This is a genomic window from Streptomyces sp. NPDC058291, assembly GCF_042880855.1.
Lineage (GTDB): Bacteria > Actinomycetota > Actinomycetes > Streptomycetales > Streptomycetaceae > Streptomyces.
In genome coordinates, this window is sequence record NZ_JBHVYK010000064.1 from 358 (window position 1) to 18,424 (window position 18,067).

General features: G+C 72.0%; 14 protein-coding genes. 13 read left to right on the forward strand and 1 reads right to left on the reverse strand.

Annotated elements, in window-relative coordinates; genetic code table 11:
• The first annotated feature begins 817 nt into the window (after positions 1 to 817).
• From ACFVYK_RS27215 to ACFVYK_RS27265, 11 genes are all read left to right on the forward strand, one after another.
• On the forward strand, positions 818 to 2,935 hold the full coding sequence (locus ACFVYK_RS27215; protein ID WP_389778579.1) for a polysaccharide deacetylase family protein: 2,118 nt from the start codon (positions 818 to 820) through the stop codon (positions 2,933 to 2,935).
• A complete protein-coding gene (locus ACFVYK_RS27220; protein ID WP_389778527.1) occupies positions 2,932 to 4,176 on the forward strand; it encodes an acyltransferase in 1,245 nt (414 codons plus the stop codon). Before ACFVYK_RS27215 ends, ACFVYK_RS27220 begins: the two co-directional genes overlap by 4 nt.
• Before the next feature lie 198 nt (positions 4,177 to 4,374).
• The gene (locus ACFVYK_RS27225; protein WP_389778529.1) at positions 4,375 to 5,355 is read left to right on the forward strand and encodes a hypothetical protein; all 981 of its coding nucleotides are present in this window, start codon (positions 4,375 to 4,377) and stop codon (positions 5,353 to 5,355) included.
• A 160-nt stretch (positions 5,356 to 5,515) separates the two neighbouring features.
• Positions 5,516 to 6,910: a nitrate/nitrite transporter gene (locus tag ACFVYK_RS27230; protein ID WP_389778531.1), complete on the forward strand. Its 1,395-nt coding sequence runs from the start codon at positions 5,516 to 5,518 to the stop codon at positions 6,908 to 6,910.
• 99 nt (positions 6,911 to 7,009) lie between these two features.
• A complete protein-coding gene (locus ACFVYK_RS27235; protein WP_389778533.1) occupies positions 7,010 to 8,185 on the forward strand; it encodes a uroporphyrinogen-III synthase in 1,176 nt (391 codons plus the stop codon).
• A gap of 155 nt (positions 8,186 to 8,340) precedes the next feature.
• Positions 8,341 to 8,931: a CGNR zinc finger domain-containing protein gene (locus tag ACFVYK_RS27240; protein WP_389778534.1), complete on the forward strand. Its 591-nt coding sequence runs from the start codon at positions 8,341 to 8,343 to the stop codon at positions 8,929 to 8,931.
• Positions 8,932 to 9,281: 350 nt separating this feature from the next.
• Complete coding sequence (locus ACFVYK_RS27245; protein ID WP_010039908.1) at positions 9,282 to 9,803, forward strand: sigma-70 family RNA polymerase sigma factor; 522 nt, start codon at positions 9,282 to 9,284, stop codon at positions 9,801 to 9,803.
• 50 nt (positions 9,804 to 9,853) lie between these two features.
• Positions 9,854 to 10,636 (forward strand): anti-sigma factor family protein, encoded by a 783-nt coding sequence (locus ACFVYK_RS27250; protein WP_389778536.1) that lies wholly within the window; start codon positions 9,854 to 9,856, stop codon positions 10,634 to 10,636.
• Between the two features lie 69 nt (positions 10,637 to 10,705).
• Positions 10,706 to 13,108 carry a HelD family protein gene (locus ACFVYK_RS27255; RefSeq protein ID WP_389778538.1) on the forward strand — a complete coding sequence of 801 codons (2,403 nt, stop codon included), beginning with the start codon at positions 10,706 to 10,708 and terminating at the stop codon, positions 13,106 to 13,108.
• A gap of 318 nt (positions 13,109 to 13,426) precedes the next feature.
• Positions 13,427 to 14,845, forward strand: coding sequence for an NAD-dependent malic enzyme (locus ACFVYK_RS27260; RefSeq protein ID WP_389778540.1), 1,419 nt, complete (start codon positions 13,427 to 13,429; stop codon positions 14,843 to 14,845).
• Positions 14,846 to 15,143: 298 nt separating this feature from the next.
• Positions 15,144 to 15,425, forward strand: coding sequence for an HU family DNA-binding protein (locus ACFVYK_RS27265; RefSeq protein ID WP_004000874.1), 282 nt, complete (start codon positions 15,144 to 15,146; stop codon positions 15,423 to 15,425).
• Between the two features lie 76 nt (positions 15,426 to 15,501).
• Here the strand turns inward: ACFVYK_RS27265 and murA are convergent, their stop codons facing one another.
• The gene (gene murA, locus ACFVYK_RS27270) at positions 15,502 to 16,848 is read right to left on the reverse strand and encodes a UDP-N-acetylglucosamine 1-carboxyvinyltransferase (protein WP_389778542.1); all 1,347 of its coding nucleotides are present in this window, start codon (positions 16,846 to 16,848) and stop codon (positions 15,502 to 15,504) included.
• A 290-nt stretch (positions 16,849 to 17,138) separates the two neighbouring features.
• Between murA and ACFVYK_RS27275 the strand changes: the two genes are divergently transcribed.
• Together ACFVYK_RS27275 and ACFVYK_RS27280 are read left to right on the forward strand one after the other, a co-directional pair.
• Positions 17,139 to 17,711: a YqgE/AlgH family protein gene (locus ACFVYK_RS27275; protein ID WP_389778543.1), complete on the forward strand. Its 573-nt coding sequence runs from the start codon at positions 17,139 to 17,141 to the stop codon at positions 17,709 to 17,711.
• A 42-nt stretch (positions 17,712 to 17,753) separates the two neighbouring features.
• Positions 17,754 to 18,053, forward strand: a complete 300-nt coding sequence (locus tag ACFVYK_RS27280; protein WP_069773379.1) for a DUF3039 domain-containing protein — start codon at positions 17,754 to 17,756, stop codon at positions 18,051 to 18,053.
• The last annotated feature ends 14 nt before the right edge of the window (positions 18,054 to 18,067 follow it).

Sequence of the window (18,067 nt, forward strand, 5' to 3'; positions counted from 1 at the left end):
GTGATCCGGTCCCGGCCAGCCGACGACCGTGATCCGGTCCGGGCGGGCCGACCCCGTCACCGGAACCCGGCCGTCCGACGACCGTGATCCGGTCCCGGCCAGCCGATGACCGTGGCGGTCCGGGCGGGCCGACCCCCGTCACCGGAACCCGGCCGTCCGACGACCGTGATCCGGTCCCGGTCAGCCGACGACCGTGATCCGGTCCCGGCCAGCCGACGACCGTGATCCGGTCCGGGCGGGCCGACCCCCGCCACCGGAACCCGGCCGTCCGACGACCGTGATCCGGTCCGCGTCGGCCGATGACCGTGATCCGGTCCGGGCCGGCCGATGACTGCGTCCGGCCTCCGTGAACCGGTCCGGGCCGGCGGCGCGTGCGCCGACCGGCGCGGCCGCCGGAGCAGCCGGCCCGGCCTCCGCCTGCGGCGCCCGAACGGCCCCGAGCCTCGCGCGCCGGCCCTCTTGGTCCGTCCCGCGTCACCCGATTCCGTGGCGCGCCCTCGCCGCACACAGTCCCTGGTGCGGTCCGTCCGACCGTCCTCTCGTCCCCGGAGAACCACCTCTCATGGCACCACGTACCAGCCGGCGTTCGGCCCGACGATCCCCCGTCGGGCAACACGCGCACGCGTCCGGCGACCAGACCGCGCCCGCCTCCTCACCACCGGACGGACCGCCGGGAGGCGAGCCGCCGGGCGGACGGCGGGCCGCCCGGCGGTCCGGCGCCCGGCAGGCCCGGGGCCGGGCTCCCGGGCACACCGCCGGGGGAGGCTCCCCACGTTCGGAGCCGTCCGCCGGACGGCGGAGGCTGGTGCCCCTGCGGCTGCGTCATCTGCTGCCGCTGCTCGTGCTCCTGGCGATGATGGCGATGCTGATGCTGCGCGGCTACGTGCACAGCGAGATCCTCGCCGACTACCGCGTCCACCCCGAGGCCGCAGCCACCAAGGTGCCGGAGAAGATCCTCGACGGCGGCCCGGTCGTCGACACCCGCGGCGGACAGCAGACGAGCCTGGAGGTGCCGGACCACCACATCGTGCTCACCTTCGACGACGGCCCCGACCCCAGGTGGACCCCCGAGGTCCTCGACGTCCTGAAGAAGCACCACGTCCACGCCGTCTTCTTCATCACCGGCACCATGGCCTCCCGCTACCCCGAACTGGTCCGGCGGATGGTGGACGAGGGCCACGAGATCGGACTGCACACCTTCAACCATCCCGACCTCTCCTACCAGTCGAAGAAGCGCATCGACTGGGAGCTCACCCAGAACCAGCTGGCCCTCGCGGGCGCGGCCGGCATCCGGACCTCCCTCTTCCGGCCGCCCTACTCCTCCACCGCGGACGCCCTCGACGACGCGTCCTGGCCGGTCACCCAGTACGTCGGCACGCGCGGCTACCTCAGCGTGTTCACCACCGCCGACAGCGAGGACTGGCGCCGGCCGGGCGTGCGCCAGATCATCCGCAACGCCACGCCCCAGGGCGGCCGGGGCGCCATCGTCCTCATGCACGACTCCGGCGGCGACCGCCATCAGACCGTCCAGGCCCTGGACGCCTATCTCCCCGAACTCCAGGGCAGGGGCTACCGGTTCGAGAATCTCACCGGCGCCCTGCACGCCCCCAGCGCGCACACCCCGGTCGCCGGGCTCGACCTGTGGAAGGGCAAGGCCTGGGTCTTCCTGGTCGAGGCCTCCGACGACATCACCGGCGTCCTGGTCGTCGGCCTCGCCGTCATCGGCGTGCTCGTCTTCGCCCGTTTCGGCCTGATGCTGCTGCTCTCCGCGACGCACACCCGCCGCACCCGCCGCACGGGCTTCGTCTGGGGACCCGACGCGCCCGTCACCGAACCGGCGTCCGTGCTCGTCCCGGCCTACAACGAGGCCAAGTGCATCGAGAACACCGTGCGTTCGCTGATGAGGAGTGAGCATCCGATCGAGATCCTCGTCATCGACGACGGCTCCAGCGACGGCACGGCCCGCATCGTCGAAAGCCTGCGGCTGCCCGGCGTCCGTGTCGTCCGCCAGCTCAACGCGGGCAAGCCCGCAGCCCTCAACCGGGGCATCGCCAACGCCCGGCACGACCTCATCGTGATGATGGACGGCGACACCGTCTTCGAGCCCGCCACGGTCCGCGAACTCGTCCAGCCCTTCGCCGACCCCCGGGTCGGCGCGGTCGCCGGCAACGCCAAGGTCGGCAACAAGGACACCCTCATCGGCGCCTGGCAGCACATCGAGTACGTGATGGGCTTCAACCTCGACCGCCGTATGTACGACGTGCTGCGCTGCATGCCCACCATCCCGGGCGCCGTGGGTGCCTTCCGCCGCAGCGCGCTCGACCGCGTCGGCGGCATGAGCGACGACACCCTCGCCGAGGACACCGACATCACCATGGCCATCCACCGCGACGGCTGGCACGTCGTGTACGCGGAGAAGGCGCGGGCCTGGACCGAAGCCCCCGAGTCCGTCCAGCAGTTGTGGTCCCAGCGCTACCGCTGGTGCTACGGCACCATGCAGGCGATCTGGAAGCACCGCCGCGCCCTGTTCGAGAGCGGCCCGTCCGGCAGGTTCGGCCGCGTGGGCCTTCCCCTCGTCTCCCTCTTCATGGTCGTCGCCCCGCTCCTCGCCCCGCTCATCGACCTCTTCCTCGTCTACGGCCTCCTCTTCGGCCCGACCGGCAGGACGATCGCCGCCTGGTTCGGCGTCCTCGCCGTCCAGGCGGGCTGCGCGGCCTACGCCTTCGTCCTGGACAAGGAGCGCCTCGCCCCGCTCATCTCCCTCCCGCTCCAGCAGATGCTGTACCGCCAGCTGATGTACGTCGTCCTGCTCCAGTCCTGGATCACCGCCCTCACCGGCGGCCGGCTGCGCTGGCAGAAGCTGCGCCGCAAGGGGCAGGTGGCCGCCCCGCCGGGCGCTCCGGCACCGACCCTGGAAGGAGGGGCGGCGCTGTGAGCACCCACCCGACCGACACCACGGCCGAACTGCCCGAGCTGTCCGGACCGTCACCGCACGACACCGGCCCGGCGCCGGACGGGGACAGCACGGGGGAGGCGAGCGGGAAGAAGAAGGGCGGCGGACGCGACCGCTACTTCGACCTCCTGCGCGCCGTCGCCCTCTTCCGCGTCGTCCTCTACCACCTGATGGGCTGGGCCTGGCTGCCCCTGGTCTTCCCCTCCATGGGCGTCATGTTCGCGCTCGCCGGCGACCTCATGGCCCGCTCGCTGGGCAAGCGGTCCGTGCTGGACGTCGCGCGCGGACGCCTGCGCCGGCTGCTGCCCCCGCTCTGGCTGCTGGGCGCGGTCGGGGTGACGGGCATGCTGGCGGGCGGCTGGGGTCCCGACGCCGAGGGGCACCCCGGCTGGTGGTGGCTCCACCTCACCTTCTGGATCCTGCCGGTGAGCGACCCGCCGTACGCCGACGGCCTGCCAGGGGTGCAGGGGCTGATCGGCGACGACTGGGGTTCCGACCTGGGCATTCCCCTCTGGTACATCCGCGCCTACCTCTGGTTCGTGCTGCTCTCCCCGCTGTTGCTGCGGGCCCTGCGCCGGCTGCCCTGGCCGACGATCCTCGCGCCGATCGCCCTGTGCGCGGCCCTGGAGTTCGGCGCGCTGTCGGCGCCCGGCTGGCGACTGGAGGCCGGTCTCGGCGACTTCGCCACGTTCGGCGCGTGCTGGCTGCTGGGCATGGCGCGTCAGGAGGGCGTCCTGCGCCGGCTGCCCCGTTACGTCGTACCGTCGCTGGCGCCGGCCGTCGCCGCCGTCGGCCTCTGGTACGCCCTCGGCCAGGACCTGCGGGAGGGCCACGACCTCGACGACATGCCGTTCGCCCAGTCCCTGTGGTCCTTCGCGGCGGTGCTGCTGCTCCTGCACCTCAGTCCGTCCTGGAGCGAGTGGCCGGCCCGGCTGCGCCGCTGGGACCGGCTGATCACCCTGCTCAACTCCCGTGCCGTCACCATCTATCTGTGGCACAACGTGTGCATCACGGTGGTCGAGGGGCTGTGGGACCGCCTGTGGGACGTCCCGTGGCTGGAAGCCGACGCTCCCTGGGTGCTGCAGAGCCCGTGGCCGCAACTGCCGGCCGTCTGGCTGCTCACCGCGGTCTGCGTCGTCTGCTTCGGCTGGGTCGAGGACCTGGCGGCCCGCCGCAGGCCCCGCCTGTGGCCGGACGGCCGAACGGGCACGCACCGCGCCTGAGACGACGGCGCCGGACGGGGGCGGGGGCGCGGCCGACGGGCCGCGCCCCTGCCGGTTCCCGGACCGTCAAGGCCAGGTCAAACCGGGTCGGCCGCCTCCGGTGAGGGCTGCGGCCGTGTGGGAGACTGCCCGCCGTCACGCAGGCGAACAGTGGTCCGGCGGCCCGTCGACGGCGGCTGGTGGGGGAGATGAGTGCCGGTGAGCAAGCGGCAGGTGCGGAACATGCTGCGGTCCATGGCGGGAGGTCGGCCCGTCGAGCTCACCAGCCCGATGGCCTCCGTGAAGAAGCTGGCCCGACTGGCCTGTGTGGCCCAGCAGTTCGGTTACGAGTACGTGGACGTCCGGCACGGCGGCTCGCGCAACAGCGCGCTGAAGATGCTGATCGTCCCCGATCCCGGCCCGCAGGCACGCGCGCGGGCCGCGCAGAACTGGGCGCAGTACCCGAACGCCCACGACGGCGTGTCCCTGCCGCCGCTGGTCCCGGACGCCTTCGAGCTCCTCAAGACCCGCATCACCTTCGACCTCACCGGCAGACAGGCCGAGAAGCGCCTGGGGTACGGCGCGCTCGGCGCCACCGCGGGCTGCGCGATCCTCGGGGTGCGGCTCGGCGGCACGGACGTCGACTTCGTCGTCGCCGCCGTCACCTGGGTCGTCCTGATGGTCGTCTGCGGCGTCGGCTTCGCCGTCAACCGCGGCCGCAACGGCAAGGCCGCCGCCCGTCTGCGGGCCGCCGGGTTCGTCCCGGTCGCCGACCAGGACCGGCAGGTGCGCTATCTGCCGCCGGCCATGGCGGCCGGGCACGGCCAGAACCCGTACGGGGCCGGCCTGCCGCCCCAGGCCTCAGGTCCCTACGGCCCCTACGGCCCTTACGGCGGCGCGCCCGCCGGACCGGACGGCCACGGGCATCCCCAACCGCAGTCCGGACCGTACGCGCAGCCCCAGCCCCAGCCACCTCACCCCCAGCCCGGACCGTACGCCCAGCCGCAACCCGCGCCGTACGGGCAGCGGCCCTATCCCCAGCAGCACGCGCAGCCCCAGCCGTACCCCCAGCCCCAGCAGCCCCAGCAGCCCCAGCCCCAGCAGCCCCAGGCCCACCAGCAGCCCCAGGCCCACCCGCAGCCCCAGGGCCCGTACCCGCCGCAGGCTCCTCACCCCTACGGGCAGCCGCCCCTGCACTGAGCGCCGGCCGCGACCTCTCACCGGGCGTCCGCGCGAGGTGAGAGCAACGTTCCTTTCCGGTCACCCACAGCCACAGCACCGAAACGCGCCCTCCCTACCTTCGGGACTCATCACCGCTCATCCCCCCGAACCACCCGAGCCCGGAGCACGTGGAGGCGTCATGACAGCCCCGAGTACAGCCCCCGCACCCCCGTCCCCCGCGAAGAAGGGGGGGCGCTGGATCGAGGAGTGGGACCCGGAGAACGAGGCCTTCTGGAACGACGGGGGCGAGAAGGTCGCCCGCCGCAACCTCCTCTTCTCCGTCCTCTCCGAGCACATCGGGTTCTCGGTCTGGACGATGTGGTCGGTGCTGGTGCTCTTCATGGGCCCGGAGTACGGCCTCACCCCCGCCGACAAGTTCCTGCTGACGTCCATGGTGACGCTGGTCGGGGCGGTCGTCCGGGTGCCGTACACCTTCGCCGTCGCGCTCTTCGGCGGCCGCAACTGGACGATCATCTCCGCCGGGCTGCTCCTGATCCCCACCGTCGCCGCGTTCGCGGTGATGAAGCCGGGGACCTCCTTCTCCACGTTCCTGCTGGTCGGGCTGGTCGCGGGCATCGGCGGCGGCAACTTCGCCTCCTCCATGACCAACATCAACGCCTTCTTCCCGCTCCGCAAGAAGGGGTGGGCGCTGGGGCTCAACGCGGGCGGCGGCAACATCGGCGTGCCGGTCCTCCAGCTGATCGCCCTGGCCGTCATCGGCGCGAGCGGCGGGCCGCGCGTGCTGCTCGGCATCTACATCCCGCTGATCGTCCTCGCCGCGACGCTGGCCGCGCTGTTCATGGACAACCTGGCGACCCTGAAGAACGACACCGGCGCCGCGATCGACTCGGCCAAGGACGCGCACACCTGGATCATGTCCTTCCTGTACGTCGGCACCTTCGGCTCGTTCATCGGCTACAGCTTCGCCTTCGGCCAGGTCCTGACGAACCAGTTCGGCCGCACGCCCCTCCAGGCGGCCTACCTCACCTTCATCGGCCCGCTGCTCGGCTCGCTGATCCGCCCGGTGGGCGGCTGGCTGGCCGACAAGTACGGCGGCGCGAGGATCACGCTCTACAACTACGTCGGCATGGCGGCGGCCACCGCCGTCCTGGTCTTCGCCAGCATGCAGAAGTCGCTGCCCCTCTTCGTGGCCGTCTTCGTGGTGCTGTTCGTGCTCAGCGGACTCGGCAACGGGTCGACGTACAAGATGATCCCGGGCATCTTCCATACGAAGGCCGTCGCCAGGGGGCTGCAGGGCGAGGAGGCCGCCGCGTACGGGCGCCGGCTGTCCGGCGCCTCCATGGGACTCATCGGAGCGGTCGGCGCGCTCGGCGGCGTCGGCATCAACCTGGCGTTCCGTCAGTCGTTCCTCTCCTACGGCTCCGGAACCGGCGCGTTCGTCGCCTTCCTCGCCTTCTACGCGGTCTGCTTCGCCGTCACCTGGGCCGTATACCTTCGCCGCCCGGCGGGCAGCGTGACCGCGTCCAGTTCGGCGTCCGAGGCGAAGCCGCAGCTCAGCTATGCCGAGGTGTGACGTAACACTGGCGACATGAAGCCGAACCGAGCCTGTCACGCGCCGTTGACAGGCTCGTCGGCATGTAAGCGGGAACGCGACTCTAGCGGGACGAGAGCTATGTACGAGGAACAGCAGCAACCGGTCACCGGCCCCCAGGGCGCCGTCGAGCACGGTCCCCTCGCGGGCTTCACCGTGGGCGTCACGGCCGCGCGCCGGGCCGAGGAACTCGGCGTGCTGCTCCAGCGGCGCGGTGCGGTGGTGCTGCACGCGCCCGCCCTGCGGATCGTGCCGCTCGCCGACGACGGTGAGCTGCTCGCCGCCACCAAGGACCTCATCGACCAGGCGCCGGACGTCGTGGTCGCCACCACCGCCATCGGCTTCCGCGGCTGGATCGAGGCCGCCGACGGCTGGGGCCTCGGCGAGCAGTTGCTCGCCCGGCTCGGCGGGGTCGAGCTGCTGGCCCGCGGTCCGAAGGTCAAGGGCGCGGTGCGCGCCGCGGGGCTGACGGAGGAGTGGTCGCCGTCCAGCGAGTCCATGGCCGAGGTCCTCGACCGCCTCCTGGAGGAGGGCGTCGAGGGCCGCCGGGTCGCCGTCCAGCTGCACGGCGAGCCGCTGCCGGGGTTCGTGGAGTCGCTGCGGGCCGCGGGCGCGGAGGTGGTCGGGGTGCCCGTCTACCGGTGGATGCCGCCGGAGGACATCGCGCCGCTCGACCGGCTCCTGGACGCCGCCGTCTCGCGCGGACTGGACGCGATCACGTTCACCAGTGCGCCCGCGGCCGTGTCCCTGTTCTCGCGGGCGGAGGAGCGCGGACTGGTGTCCGAGCTGCTCGCCGCCCTACGCCATGACGTGCTGCCGGCCTGCGTCGGCCCGGTCACCGCGCTGCCGCTGCAGGCGCGGGGCGTGGACACCGTCCAGCCGGAGCGCTTCCGGCTCGGGCCCCTCGTGCAGTTGCTGTGCAAGGAGCTGCCCGGGCGGGCCCGGACGCTGCCGGTCGCCGGGCACCGCGTGGAGATCCGGGGACACGCGGTCCTGGTGGACGGGTCGCTGCGGCCGGTGCCGCCGGCCGGGATGTCCTTGCTGCGGGCGCTGTCGCGGCGGCCCGGCTGGGTGGTGCCGCGGTCGGACCTGCTGCGGGCACTGCCGGGTTCGGGCCGTGACGAACATGCCGTGGAGACGGCGATGGCCCGGCTGCGGACGGCCCTGGGTGCGCCGAAGCTGATCCAGACGGTGGTGAAGCGGGGTTACCGGCTGGCGCTGGACCCCGCTTCGGACGCGAAGTACGCGGACGCTTAGGCGGGTTGCGGGGCGTCGGGGGCGGGCGTCGCCCGGCCCGGGGCGCCCCGGGCCCGCGCCGGAAAGTCCAGGGGGGTTCCGGTCGCGCCCTCGGCGGGGCACTGTGGGAGGAACGGTTTCCTCAGGGGTGCTCCTCGGCTGGCGGTGACGCGCGCATGGACGAGCTGCGGTTCGATGCCGGACGGATCTGTCTCGACCTGATGGCGACCGCGCACCCCTGTGAACGGCTCGACGGCGTCCGGGCGTTGTGTGCGTGGATCCACGGCTGCGGGCTCGTCCCGCCGGGCGCCCCGCTCACCCTGGCCGACGCCGCCTGGCCGGGTGCCTTCCGGGAACTGCGCCGCGACGTCGGCCGGTTGGTGCACGGCTGGCTGGCCCAGGGCGGTTGCGGGCCGGTGGGCGGCATGGGCCCGTACGACGGCGCCCTGGCGCGGGTGAACGACGCCGCCCGGGCCGTGCCCCTCGTCCCGCGCGCCGTGCGCGGCGAAGACGGTTCGCTCGTGCGGGCGTTGGACCGGCCTGCCGGGTGCGCCGCGCTGCTGGCCACGGTGGCCCGGGACACGGTGGAGCTGCTCACCGATCCGGTGGCCCGGGCGGGCCTGCGGCAGTGCGCGGGGGACGACTGTCCGCTCGTCTACGTCGACATGTCCCGGGGGCGGCGCCGGCGCTGGTGCTCCAGCGAGGTGTGCGGAAACCGGGAGCGGGTGGCGCGGCACCGTCGGCGGACGGCTCTGGCACGCAGTTGACGGTGCGCCGGCGCACAACCCCCTGCCGGGTATGCGGCTTTCGTTCGGCGCTGGGGCGCAACTGTCGAAGTGATTTCGATTACACGCTGTTTACTCCCGCAGGTCGACGGGCAGTCCGGCCGATCTTGTCGCTGTGGCGGAAATGTAAAGAAAAGACGGTGGGAATGTGCCCCCATGTCCCCCTCGTCATGACACCCGGAAGAAAAGTCTCCCCTTGTTTTGAACACTCCACACCTCCCCTGCGTACCCGTCGTCGAGCGACCGAACGGGGGATCCCCCGGACACCGGAGGTGGGCGTGCGCAAGGATGCGGCCGTGGCCAATGAACGTGGATCGAGGGCCCGACATCGCATGTCCCAGCCCTCGGAACCTGACGAGGAGCTGATGCGTGCCCTGTATCGGGAGCATGCCGGACCCCTGCTTGCGTATGTCCTGCGCCTGGTTGCCGGAGACCGGCAGCGTGCCGAGGACGTCGTGCAGGAGACGCTCATCCGTGCCTGGAAGAACGCCGGCCAACTCAATCGAGCGACCGGATCTGTACGCCCCTGGCTGGTGACGGTCGCACGCCGCATCGTCATCGACGGCCACCGCAGCCGGCAGGCCCGGCCGCAGGAGGTCGACCCGTCGCCGCTGGAGGTCATTCCTGCGGAGGACGAGATCGACAAGGCGCTGTGGCTGATGACGCTGTCCGACGCGCTCGACGACCTGACCCCGGCCCACCGGGAGGTGCTCGTCGAGACGTACTTCAAGGGGCGTACCGTCAACGAGGCGGCCGAGACGCTGGGCATACCCAGCGGCACCGTGCGCTCACGGGTGTTCTACGCCCTGCGGTCGATGAAGCTGGCTCTGGAAGAGCGGGGGGTGACGGCGTGATGAGCAGTTACGGGGGATTCGGAGCAGGTGGTTCGGGTATGTCTGGTCCTATGCAGGGGTCAGTGGGATCTCCGAGCCCGAGCGAACACGAGACCGTCGGCGCCTACGCCCTCGGCATCCTCGACGACGCCGAGGCAACCGCTTTCGAGATACACCTCGCCGGGTGCGAGTGGTGCGCCCAGCAGCTCGACGAGCTCGCCGGGATGGAGCCGATGCTGGCCGCCCTCGCGGACCTGCCGGGCACCGGCACACCCGCGATCGGCGACTCCCTGTCCGCCCGCCCGAGTCCGCGTCTGGCGGAACGCCTGGTCGACGAGGTGTCCGAGCGCCGCGCGCAGAAGCGCCGCCGTTCCTTCTTCCTGGTCGCGGCCGCGGCCGCGCTGATCATCGGCGGACCGCTCACCGTGCTGGCGGCGACCGGCGGCGACGGCGGGACCAAGGGCGCCGAGGCGAGCGCCACCAAGTCGGCGAGCACCGCCAAGTCGACCTTCGACACGCTCGGCAAGCGGGTGGCGGCCACCGACGCCGCCTCCAAGGTCTCGGCGACCGTCGCCATGGGCGAGAAGGCCTGGGGCACGGAGATCGGCGTCGAGCTGAAGAACGTGAGCGGTCCGGAGAAGTGCTCGCTCATCGCCGTCGGCAAGAACGGCGAGCGCGAGACCGTCTCCTCCTGGTCGGTCCCGGAGTGGGGCTACGGCCTCCCCGGCGCCAAGACCGAGCAGGCCAAGAACCCGCTCTACGTCGTGGGCGGCGCCGCCTTCAAGGCCAACGAGATCGACCACTTCGAGGTCATGACCTTCGGCGGCAAGAAGCTCGTCCAGATCGACGCGTAGCCGCGCATGGCTTCGCGGGCCCCCTTGGCGTACGGTTGACGGCTGCCCAGCACGTCAGAAGGGGGCCCGGTGGCCGTCCAGGCACAGCAGGAGACCGCGGTCGGATCGGTCCGGGAAATCGCGCCGGATTCGGCGCGGGACCGAGAGACCAACGTCGAACAGGTACACCTCGACCGGGTGTACCGACGCCTCGAGGAGAAGATCGACGAGGCGGAGTTCCTCATGAACGACGCGGCCCAGCGCGGCCAGGTCGGCACGCCCGGCGCGCTGGCCGAACGCGACGCGCAGGTGTTCCGCGCCGGCGTCCACCTCAACCGGCTGAACAACGAGTTCGAGGACTTCCTCTTCGGACGGATCGACCTGCTGTCCGGCAAGGACGGGAAGAAGGGCCCGGACGGCGCCTACACCGCCGTGGAGCCCGCCGAGGGCGCCGTCCGCCCGGACGGCACCGCGGACATCGCCGAGACCCTCCACATCGGCCGGATCGGCGTCCTCGACTCCGACTACGCGCCGCTGGTCATCGACTGGCGGGCGCCCGCGGCCGCCCCCTTCTACCGGTCCACCCCGGTCGACCCGGGGCGCGTCGTGCGACGCCGGGTGATCCGCTCCAAGGGGCGCCGCGTCCTCGGCGTCGAGGACGACCTCATGCGGCCCGAGCTCAGGGCCTTCCTCGACGGCGAGCAGCTGCCGGTCATCGGCGACGGCGCCCTCATGGCCGCCCTCGGACAGGCCCGCGGCCACACCATGCGCGACATCGTCGCCTCCATCCAGGCCGAGCAGGACCTGGTGATCCGCGCCCCCGCCGCCTCGGTGACGTACGTCGAGGGCGGTCCGGGCACCGGGAAGACCGCCGTCGCGCTGCACCGGGCCGCCTATCTGCTCTACCAGGACCGGCGCAGGTACGCGGGCGGCATCCTGATCGTCTCGCCCACGCCCCTGCTCGTGGCCTACACCGAGGGCGTGCTGCCCTCGCTGGGCGAGGAGGGGCAGGTCGCCGTCCGCGCCATCGGCTCCCTCGTCGACGGCGCCGAGGCCACCCAGTACGACTCCCCGGCGGTGGCCCGGGCCAAGGGGTCGTACCGGATGCTGAAAGTGCTGCGCAAGGCCGCGCGCGGAGCGCTGGAGAGCGGCGGCGACGGCGGCCGGGGCACGACCCGCCCGAACCGGCCGACCCAGCCGACCCTCGACGAGTCCGACGCACCCGAGGAGGCCCCCGCGCCCGCCGGCACGCCCACCCGGCTGCGCGTCGTCGCCTTCGGCCGCCGGCTGGAGCTGGAGGCCGGCGACCTGGACCGGGTCCGGCAGAGCGCCCTCAGCGGCACCGCCCCGGTGAACCTGCTGCGCCCCCGCGCCCGCAAACTGCTCCTGGACGCGCTGTGGGAGCGCTCCGGCGCGGTCGGCCGGCACAGCGACCCCGAGCTCGCCGCCGAACTGCGCTCCTCCTTCGACGAGGACGTGAGCACCGAGGACTCCTTCATCGCCTTCCTCGACGCCTGGTGGCCCGAGCTGACCCCGCAGGGCGTGCTGAGGGCCATGGCCGACGAGCGCAGGCTCGGCCGCTGGGCCCGCGGCGTCCTCAATCCGGGCGAGGTCCGCAAGGTCGCCCGCTCCCTCAAGCGGGACGGGCTCTCCGTGCACGACATCGCCATGCTCGACGAGCTCCAGGCGATCCTCGGCGTCCCGGCCCGCCCGCGGAAGAGACGCGACCTCGACCCGCTGGACCAGCTCACCGGCCTGGAGGAGCTGATGCCGGTGCGCGAGGAGACCCAGCGCGAGCGCGCGGAGCGCCTGGCCCAGGAGCGCACCGAGTACGCCCACGTCATCGTCGACGAGGCGCAGGACCTCACCCCGATGCAGTGGCGCATGGTCGGCCGCCGCGGCCGGCACGCCACCTGGACGGTCGTCGGGGATCCGGCCCAGTCCTCCTGGTCCGACCCCGACGAGGCCGCCGAGGCCCGTGACGAGGCCCTCGGCACCCGCCCGCGTCGCCGCTTCCAGCTGACGGTGAACTACCGCAACCCGGCCGAGATCGCCGAGCTGGCCGCCAGGGTGCTGGCCCTGGCCATGCCCGGCGCCGAGTCCCCGTCGGCGGTCAGGTCGACGGGCGTCGTGCCCCGTTTCACGGCCGTCCGCGGCTCCCTGGCGTCGACCGTGCGCGCGGAGGCCGAACGCCTCCTCGAACAGGTGGACGGCACCGTCGGCGTCGTCGTCGCGATGAACCGCCGCGAGGAGGCCAGGCGCTGGCTGGCCGGCCTCGGCGACCGCGTGGTGGCCCTCGGCAGCCTGGAGGCCAAGGGCCTGGAGTACGACGCCACGGTCGTCGTCTCGCCCGCGGAGATCGCGGACGAGTCCCCGGCGGGCCTGCGGGTGCTGTACGTGGCCCTGACCCGGGCCACCCAGCAGCTCACGGTGGTGTCGGGCGACCGGGACGAGCCGGACGCGAACGGCGTGCCCGACCTCCTCAGGGACTGAGGAATCCGACCGATTCCCGTGAAGTCCGCCGACGGGAATGGTCTTCGGGCTTCCGTTTGTTAGCCTGGTCGTGACACCGGCTCGATCCAAGCCCCCGGGCCCAACCTTCGTCGCTACGAGCGACCACTTGCCGCGAGGCGAGCATGGCGGGCCGGTGTCGTGAACATGGGAGAGGCCCACATCACCGCGTGTGATGTGGGCCTCTCTCATTCCTTGAGAACAAAACGATCGCAATCAGGGGCGGCTTTCACGTACTCGTCGGTAGGTGCGACGATCGGACGGCAAACCAGCGACCCAGCAGTGCAGAGGAAGTCGGCCATGGCAACGGCGCCCAGCGTCTCCTACTCGATGACGGTCCGGCTGGAGGTGCCCGCGAGCGGAACCGCGGTCTCCCAGCTCACCACGGCCGTGGAGTCCAACGGAGGCTCGGTGACCGGCCTCGACGTCACCGCTTCCGGCCACGAGAAGCTGCGCATCGACGTCACCATCGCGGCCACCTCGACCGCGCACGCCGACGAGATCGTCCAGCAGCTCCGCCTCATCGAGGGCGTCACCCTGGGCAAGGTCTCCGACCGTACGTTCCTGATGCACCTCGGCGGCAAGATCGAGATGCAGTCCAAGCACCCCATCCGCAACCGTGACGACCTCTCCATGGTCTACACGCCGGGTGTGGCCCGCGTCTGCATGGCGATCGCCGAGAACCCCGAGGACGCCCGCCGCCTCACCATCAAGCGCAACTCCGTTGCGGTCGTGACGGACGGTTCGGCGGTGCTGGGGCTCGGCAACATCGGCCCGAAGGCCGCGCTGCCCGTCATGGAGGGCAAGGCGGCCCTCTTCAAGCGGTTCGCCGGCATCGACGCCTGGCCGCTGTGCCTGGACACCCAGGACACCGACGCGATCGTCGAGATCGTCAAGGCCATCGCCCCCGGCTTCGCGGGCATCAACCTGGAGGACATCTCCGCCCCCCGCTGCTTCGAGATCGAGGCCCGGCTGCGCGAGGCCCTCGACATCCCCGTCTTCCACGACGACCAGCACGGCACCGCGATCGTCGTCCTCGCCTCCCTCACGAACGCCCTGCGTGTCGTGGGCAAGGGCGTCGGGGACGTGCGGGTCGTCATGTCGGGCGCGGGCGCGGCCGGCACGGCCATCCTCAAGCTGCTGCTGGCGGCCGGCGTGAAGAACGCCGTCGTCGCCGACATCCACGGCGTGGTGCACGCCGACCGCGAGGACCTCGTCGACGCCGCCCCCGGCTCCGCGCTGCGCTGGATCGCCGACAACACCAACCCCGAGGGCCTCACCGGCACGCTGAAGCAGGCCGTGCGCGGCGCGGACGTGTTCATCGGCGTCTCCGCCCCGAACGTCCTCGACGGCGACGACGTGGCCGCCATGGCCGAGGGCGCGATCGTGTTCGCGCTCGCGAATCCGGACCCGGAGGTGGACCCTGCGGTGGCCCGCCGGACGGCCGCGGTCGTGGCCACCGGCCGCTCCGACTTCCCCAACCAGATCAACAACGTGCTGGTCTTCCCGGGCGTCTTCCGCGGCCTGCTGGACGCGCAGTCCCGGACGGTCAACACCGACATGATGCTCGCGGCCGCGAAGGCCCTGGCCGAGGTCGTCAGCGACGACGAGCTCAACGCGAACTACATCATCCCGAGCGTCTTCAACGACAAGGTCGCGGGCGCGGTGGCGGGTGCGGTGCGCGAGGCCGCGAAGGCGGCGGGCGCGTCGGCCTCGTAGGCTCTGTGTCATGGCTCGTGGGGGCCGCGGCGGCTGTGAGGATCGCCACGGCGGCCCCCGCGACGGCGCGTCGCGGAACCTCGCGCCGTGAGCGGCCCTCTAGGGTTGCGGCCTGGCGCGCCTTCGTGTGACACACATGGGTTGTCTCACGCCTCCGAGCGGGTGCCGGATTGGCTTTCCCGCCGCAGGTAGGGGCAGGATGCGTCTCTAGGCGCGAGCACAACGACTTCGCTGTGCCCCACATGCGGCTCCGCCGCGTGGCACGCCTCAACGGCAAGAAGAACACGGGAGTAACAACATGAACCGCAGTGAGCTGGTGGCCGCGCTGGCCGACCGCGCCGAGGTGACCCGCAAGGACGCCGACGCAGTGCTGGCCGCGTTCGCCGAGGTCGTCGGCGACATCGTCTCCAAGGGCGACGAGAAGGTCACCATCCCCGGCTTCCTGACCTTCGAGCGCACCCACCGTGCCGCTCGCACCGCGCGCAACCCGCAGACCGGCGACCCGATCCAGATTCCGGCCGGCTACAGCGTGAAGGTCTCCGCGGGCAGCAAGCTCAAGGAAGCCGCCAAGGGCAAGTAAGCGCCTCCGCTGAGAACGCTGATGGGGCGGTACCCGGGTTCCGGGTACCGCCCCATCGTGGTGCGTGCCGTCCGTGCTAGCCGAGGGCCTTGCCGGGCAGCTCGACCTTCGCGCCGAGCTCCACGAGCTTGTCCATGAAGTTCTCGTAGCCGCGGTTGATCAGGTCGATGCCGTGGACCCGCGAGGTGCCCTGGGCCGCGAGGGCGGCGATCAGGTACGAGAAGCCGCCGCGCAGGTCGGGGATGACCAGATCGGCGCCCTGGAGCTTCGTCGGGCCGGACACCACCGCGGAGTGCAGGAAGTTGCGCTGCCCGAAGCGGCAGTTCGAGCCGCCGAGGCACTCGCGGTAGAGCTGGATGTGGGCGCCCATCTGGTTGAGCGCGGAGGTGAAGCCCAGCCGCGACTCGTAGACCGTCTCGTGGACGATCGACAGGCCGGTGGCCTGCGTCAGGGCCACGACCAGCGGCTGCTGCCAGTCCGTCTGGAAGCCGGGGTGGACGTCCGTCTCCAGCGCGATCGACTTCAGCTGGCCGCCCGGGTGCCAGAAGCGGATGCCCTCGTCGTCGATCTCGAAGGCGCCGCCCACCTTCCGGTAGGTGTTCAGGAACGTCATCATCGAGCGCTGCTGGGCGCCCCGGACGTAGATGTCACCCTCGGTCGCCAGCGCCGCGCTCGCCCAGGAGGCGGCCTCCAGGCGGTCCGACAGGGCCGCGTGGTTGTAGCCGCCGAGCTTGTCGACGCCGGTGATGCGGATCGTGCGGTCGGTGTCCATCGCGATGATGGCGCCCATCTTCTGCAGGACGCAGATGAGGTCCTCGATCTCCGGCTCGACCGCCGCGTTCGAGAGCTCGGTGACGCCCTCCGCCAGGACGGCCGTCAGCAGCACCTGCTCGGTCGCGCCCACCGACGGGTACGGCAGCCGGATCTTCGTGCCGCGCAGCCGCTGCGGGGCCTCCAGGTACTGGCCGTCCTCCCGCTTCTCGATCTTCGCGCCGAACTGCCGCAGCACGTCGAAGTGGAAGTCGATGGGCCGGCCGCCGATGTCGCAGCCGCCCAGGCCCGGGATGAAGGCGTGCCCGAGACGGTGCAGAAGGGGACCGCAGAAGAGGATCGGGATGCGGCTGGAGCCCGCGTGGGCGTCGATGTCGGCGACGTTGGCGCTCTCGACATAGGTCGGGTCCAGCACCAGCTCGCCCGGCTCCTCGCCCGGACGGACCGTCACCCCGTGCAGTTGCAGCAGGCCGCGTACGACCCTCACGTCACGGATGTCCGGCACGTTGCGCAGCCGACTCGGCTCACTGCCCAGCAGGGCGGCGACCATGGCCTTGGGTACGAGGTTCTTCGCACCGCGGACCCGGATCTCGCCCTCGAGCGGGGTTCCGCCGTGGACAAGCAGTACGTCGTCAGAGCCGTTGACGGTCATGTGTCTCGCGTTCCATGGATGGTGGATTGGGCAGGGGCCGTTGGGTCGGGTCAGGGCCAGATGAGACAGGGTAATCGCCGTCGACCCCTTCGCCGTAAGCCCGAGGACCGCCCCGCGACGTCATGGCTGTGTCACAACACGAACCGTTTCCCGGCGGGCACATGGGGTAACCGTCGACCGCCCGTACGGCCCCACGCGCCCGCGCCGCGCCCACGCGCCCGACCTGCCCTCACCCCCGTCCCCCCGCATTGGCTCCCCACATCGCGCGAAGATGCGGGATCATGTCTGGCATGACCGAGGTGTCCTCGCTCACAGGACGGTTGCTCGTGGCCACACCCGCCCTGGCGGACCCGAACTTCGACCGCGCGGTGGTGCTCCTCCTCGACCACGACGAGGAGGGCTCCCTCGGCGTCGTCCTCAACAGGCCCACCCCGGTGGGGGTGAGCGACATCCTGGAGGACTGGGCGGACCTGGCCGGCGAGCCCGGCGTCGTCTTCCAGGGCGGCCCCGTGTCCCTCGACTCGGCCCTCGGGGTCGCCGTCATCCCCGGCGGCGCCGCCGTGAACGGGGCCCCGCTCGGCTGGCGCCGGGTGCACGGCGCGATCGGCCTGGTCGACCTGGAGGCCCCGCCGGAACTCCTCGCCTCGGCCCTCGGCTCGCTGCGGATCTTCGCCGGATACGCCGGCTGGGGCCCCGGCCAGCTGGAGGACGAGCTGGGGGAGGGCGCCTGGTACGTCGTGGAGTCCGAGCCCGGCGACGTCTCCTCGCCGGCGCCCGAGCGGCTCTGGCGCGAGGTGCTGCGCCGTCAGCGCAGCGAGCTGGCGATGGTGGCCACCTATCCGGACGACGCCTCGCTCAACTGAAGGGCGTGAGCATCCCGGCCCGGCTTCAGTACGCTTGGCGCCATGAGCACTCTTGAGCCTGAGACCCAGCCCCAGCGAGGCACGGGGACGGGGACCCTCGTGGAGCCGACGCCGCAGGTGTCGCACGGCGACGGGGACCACGAGCGCTTCGCCCACTACGTCCAGAAGGACAAGATCATGGCGAGCGCCCTCGACGGGACGCCCGTCGTGGCGCTGTGCGGCAAGGTCTGGGTGCCCGGCCGCGACCCGAAGAAGTACCCGGTGTGCCCCATGTGCAAGGAGATCTTCGAGTCCATGGCGGGCGGCGGAGACGACAAGGGCAAGGGCGGCGACAAGAAGTAGGCCGACCGCTTCCC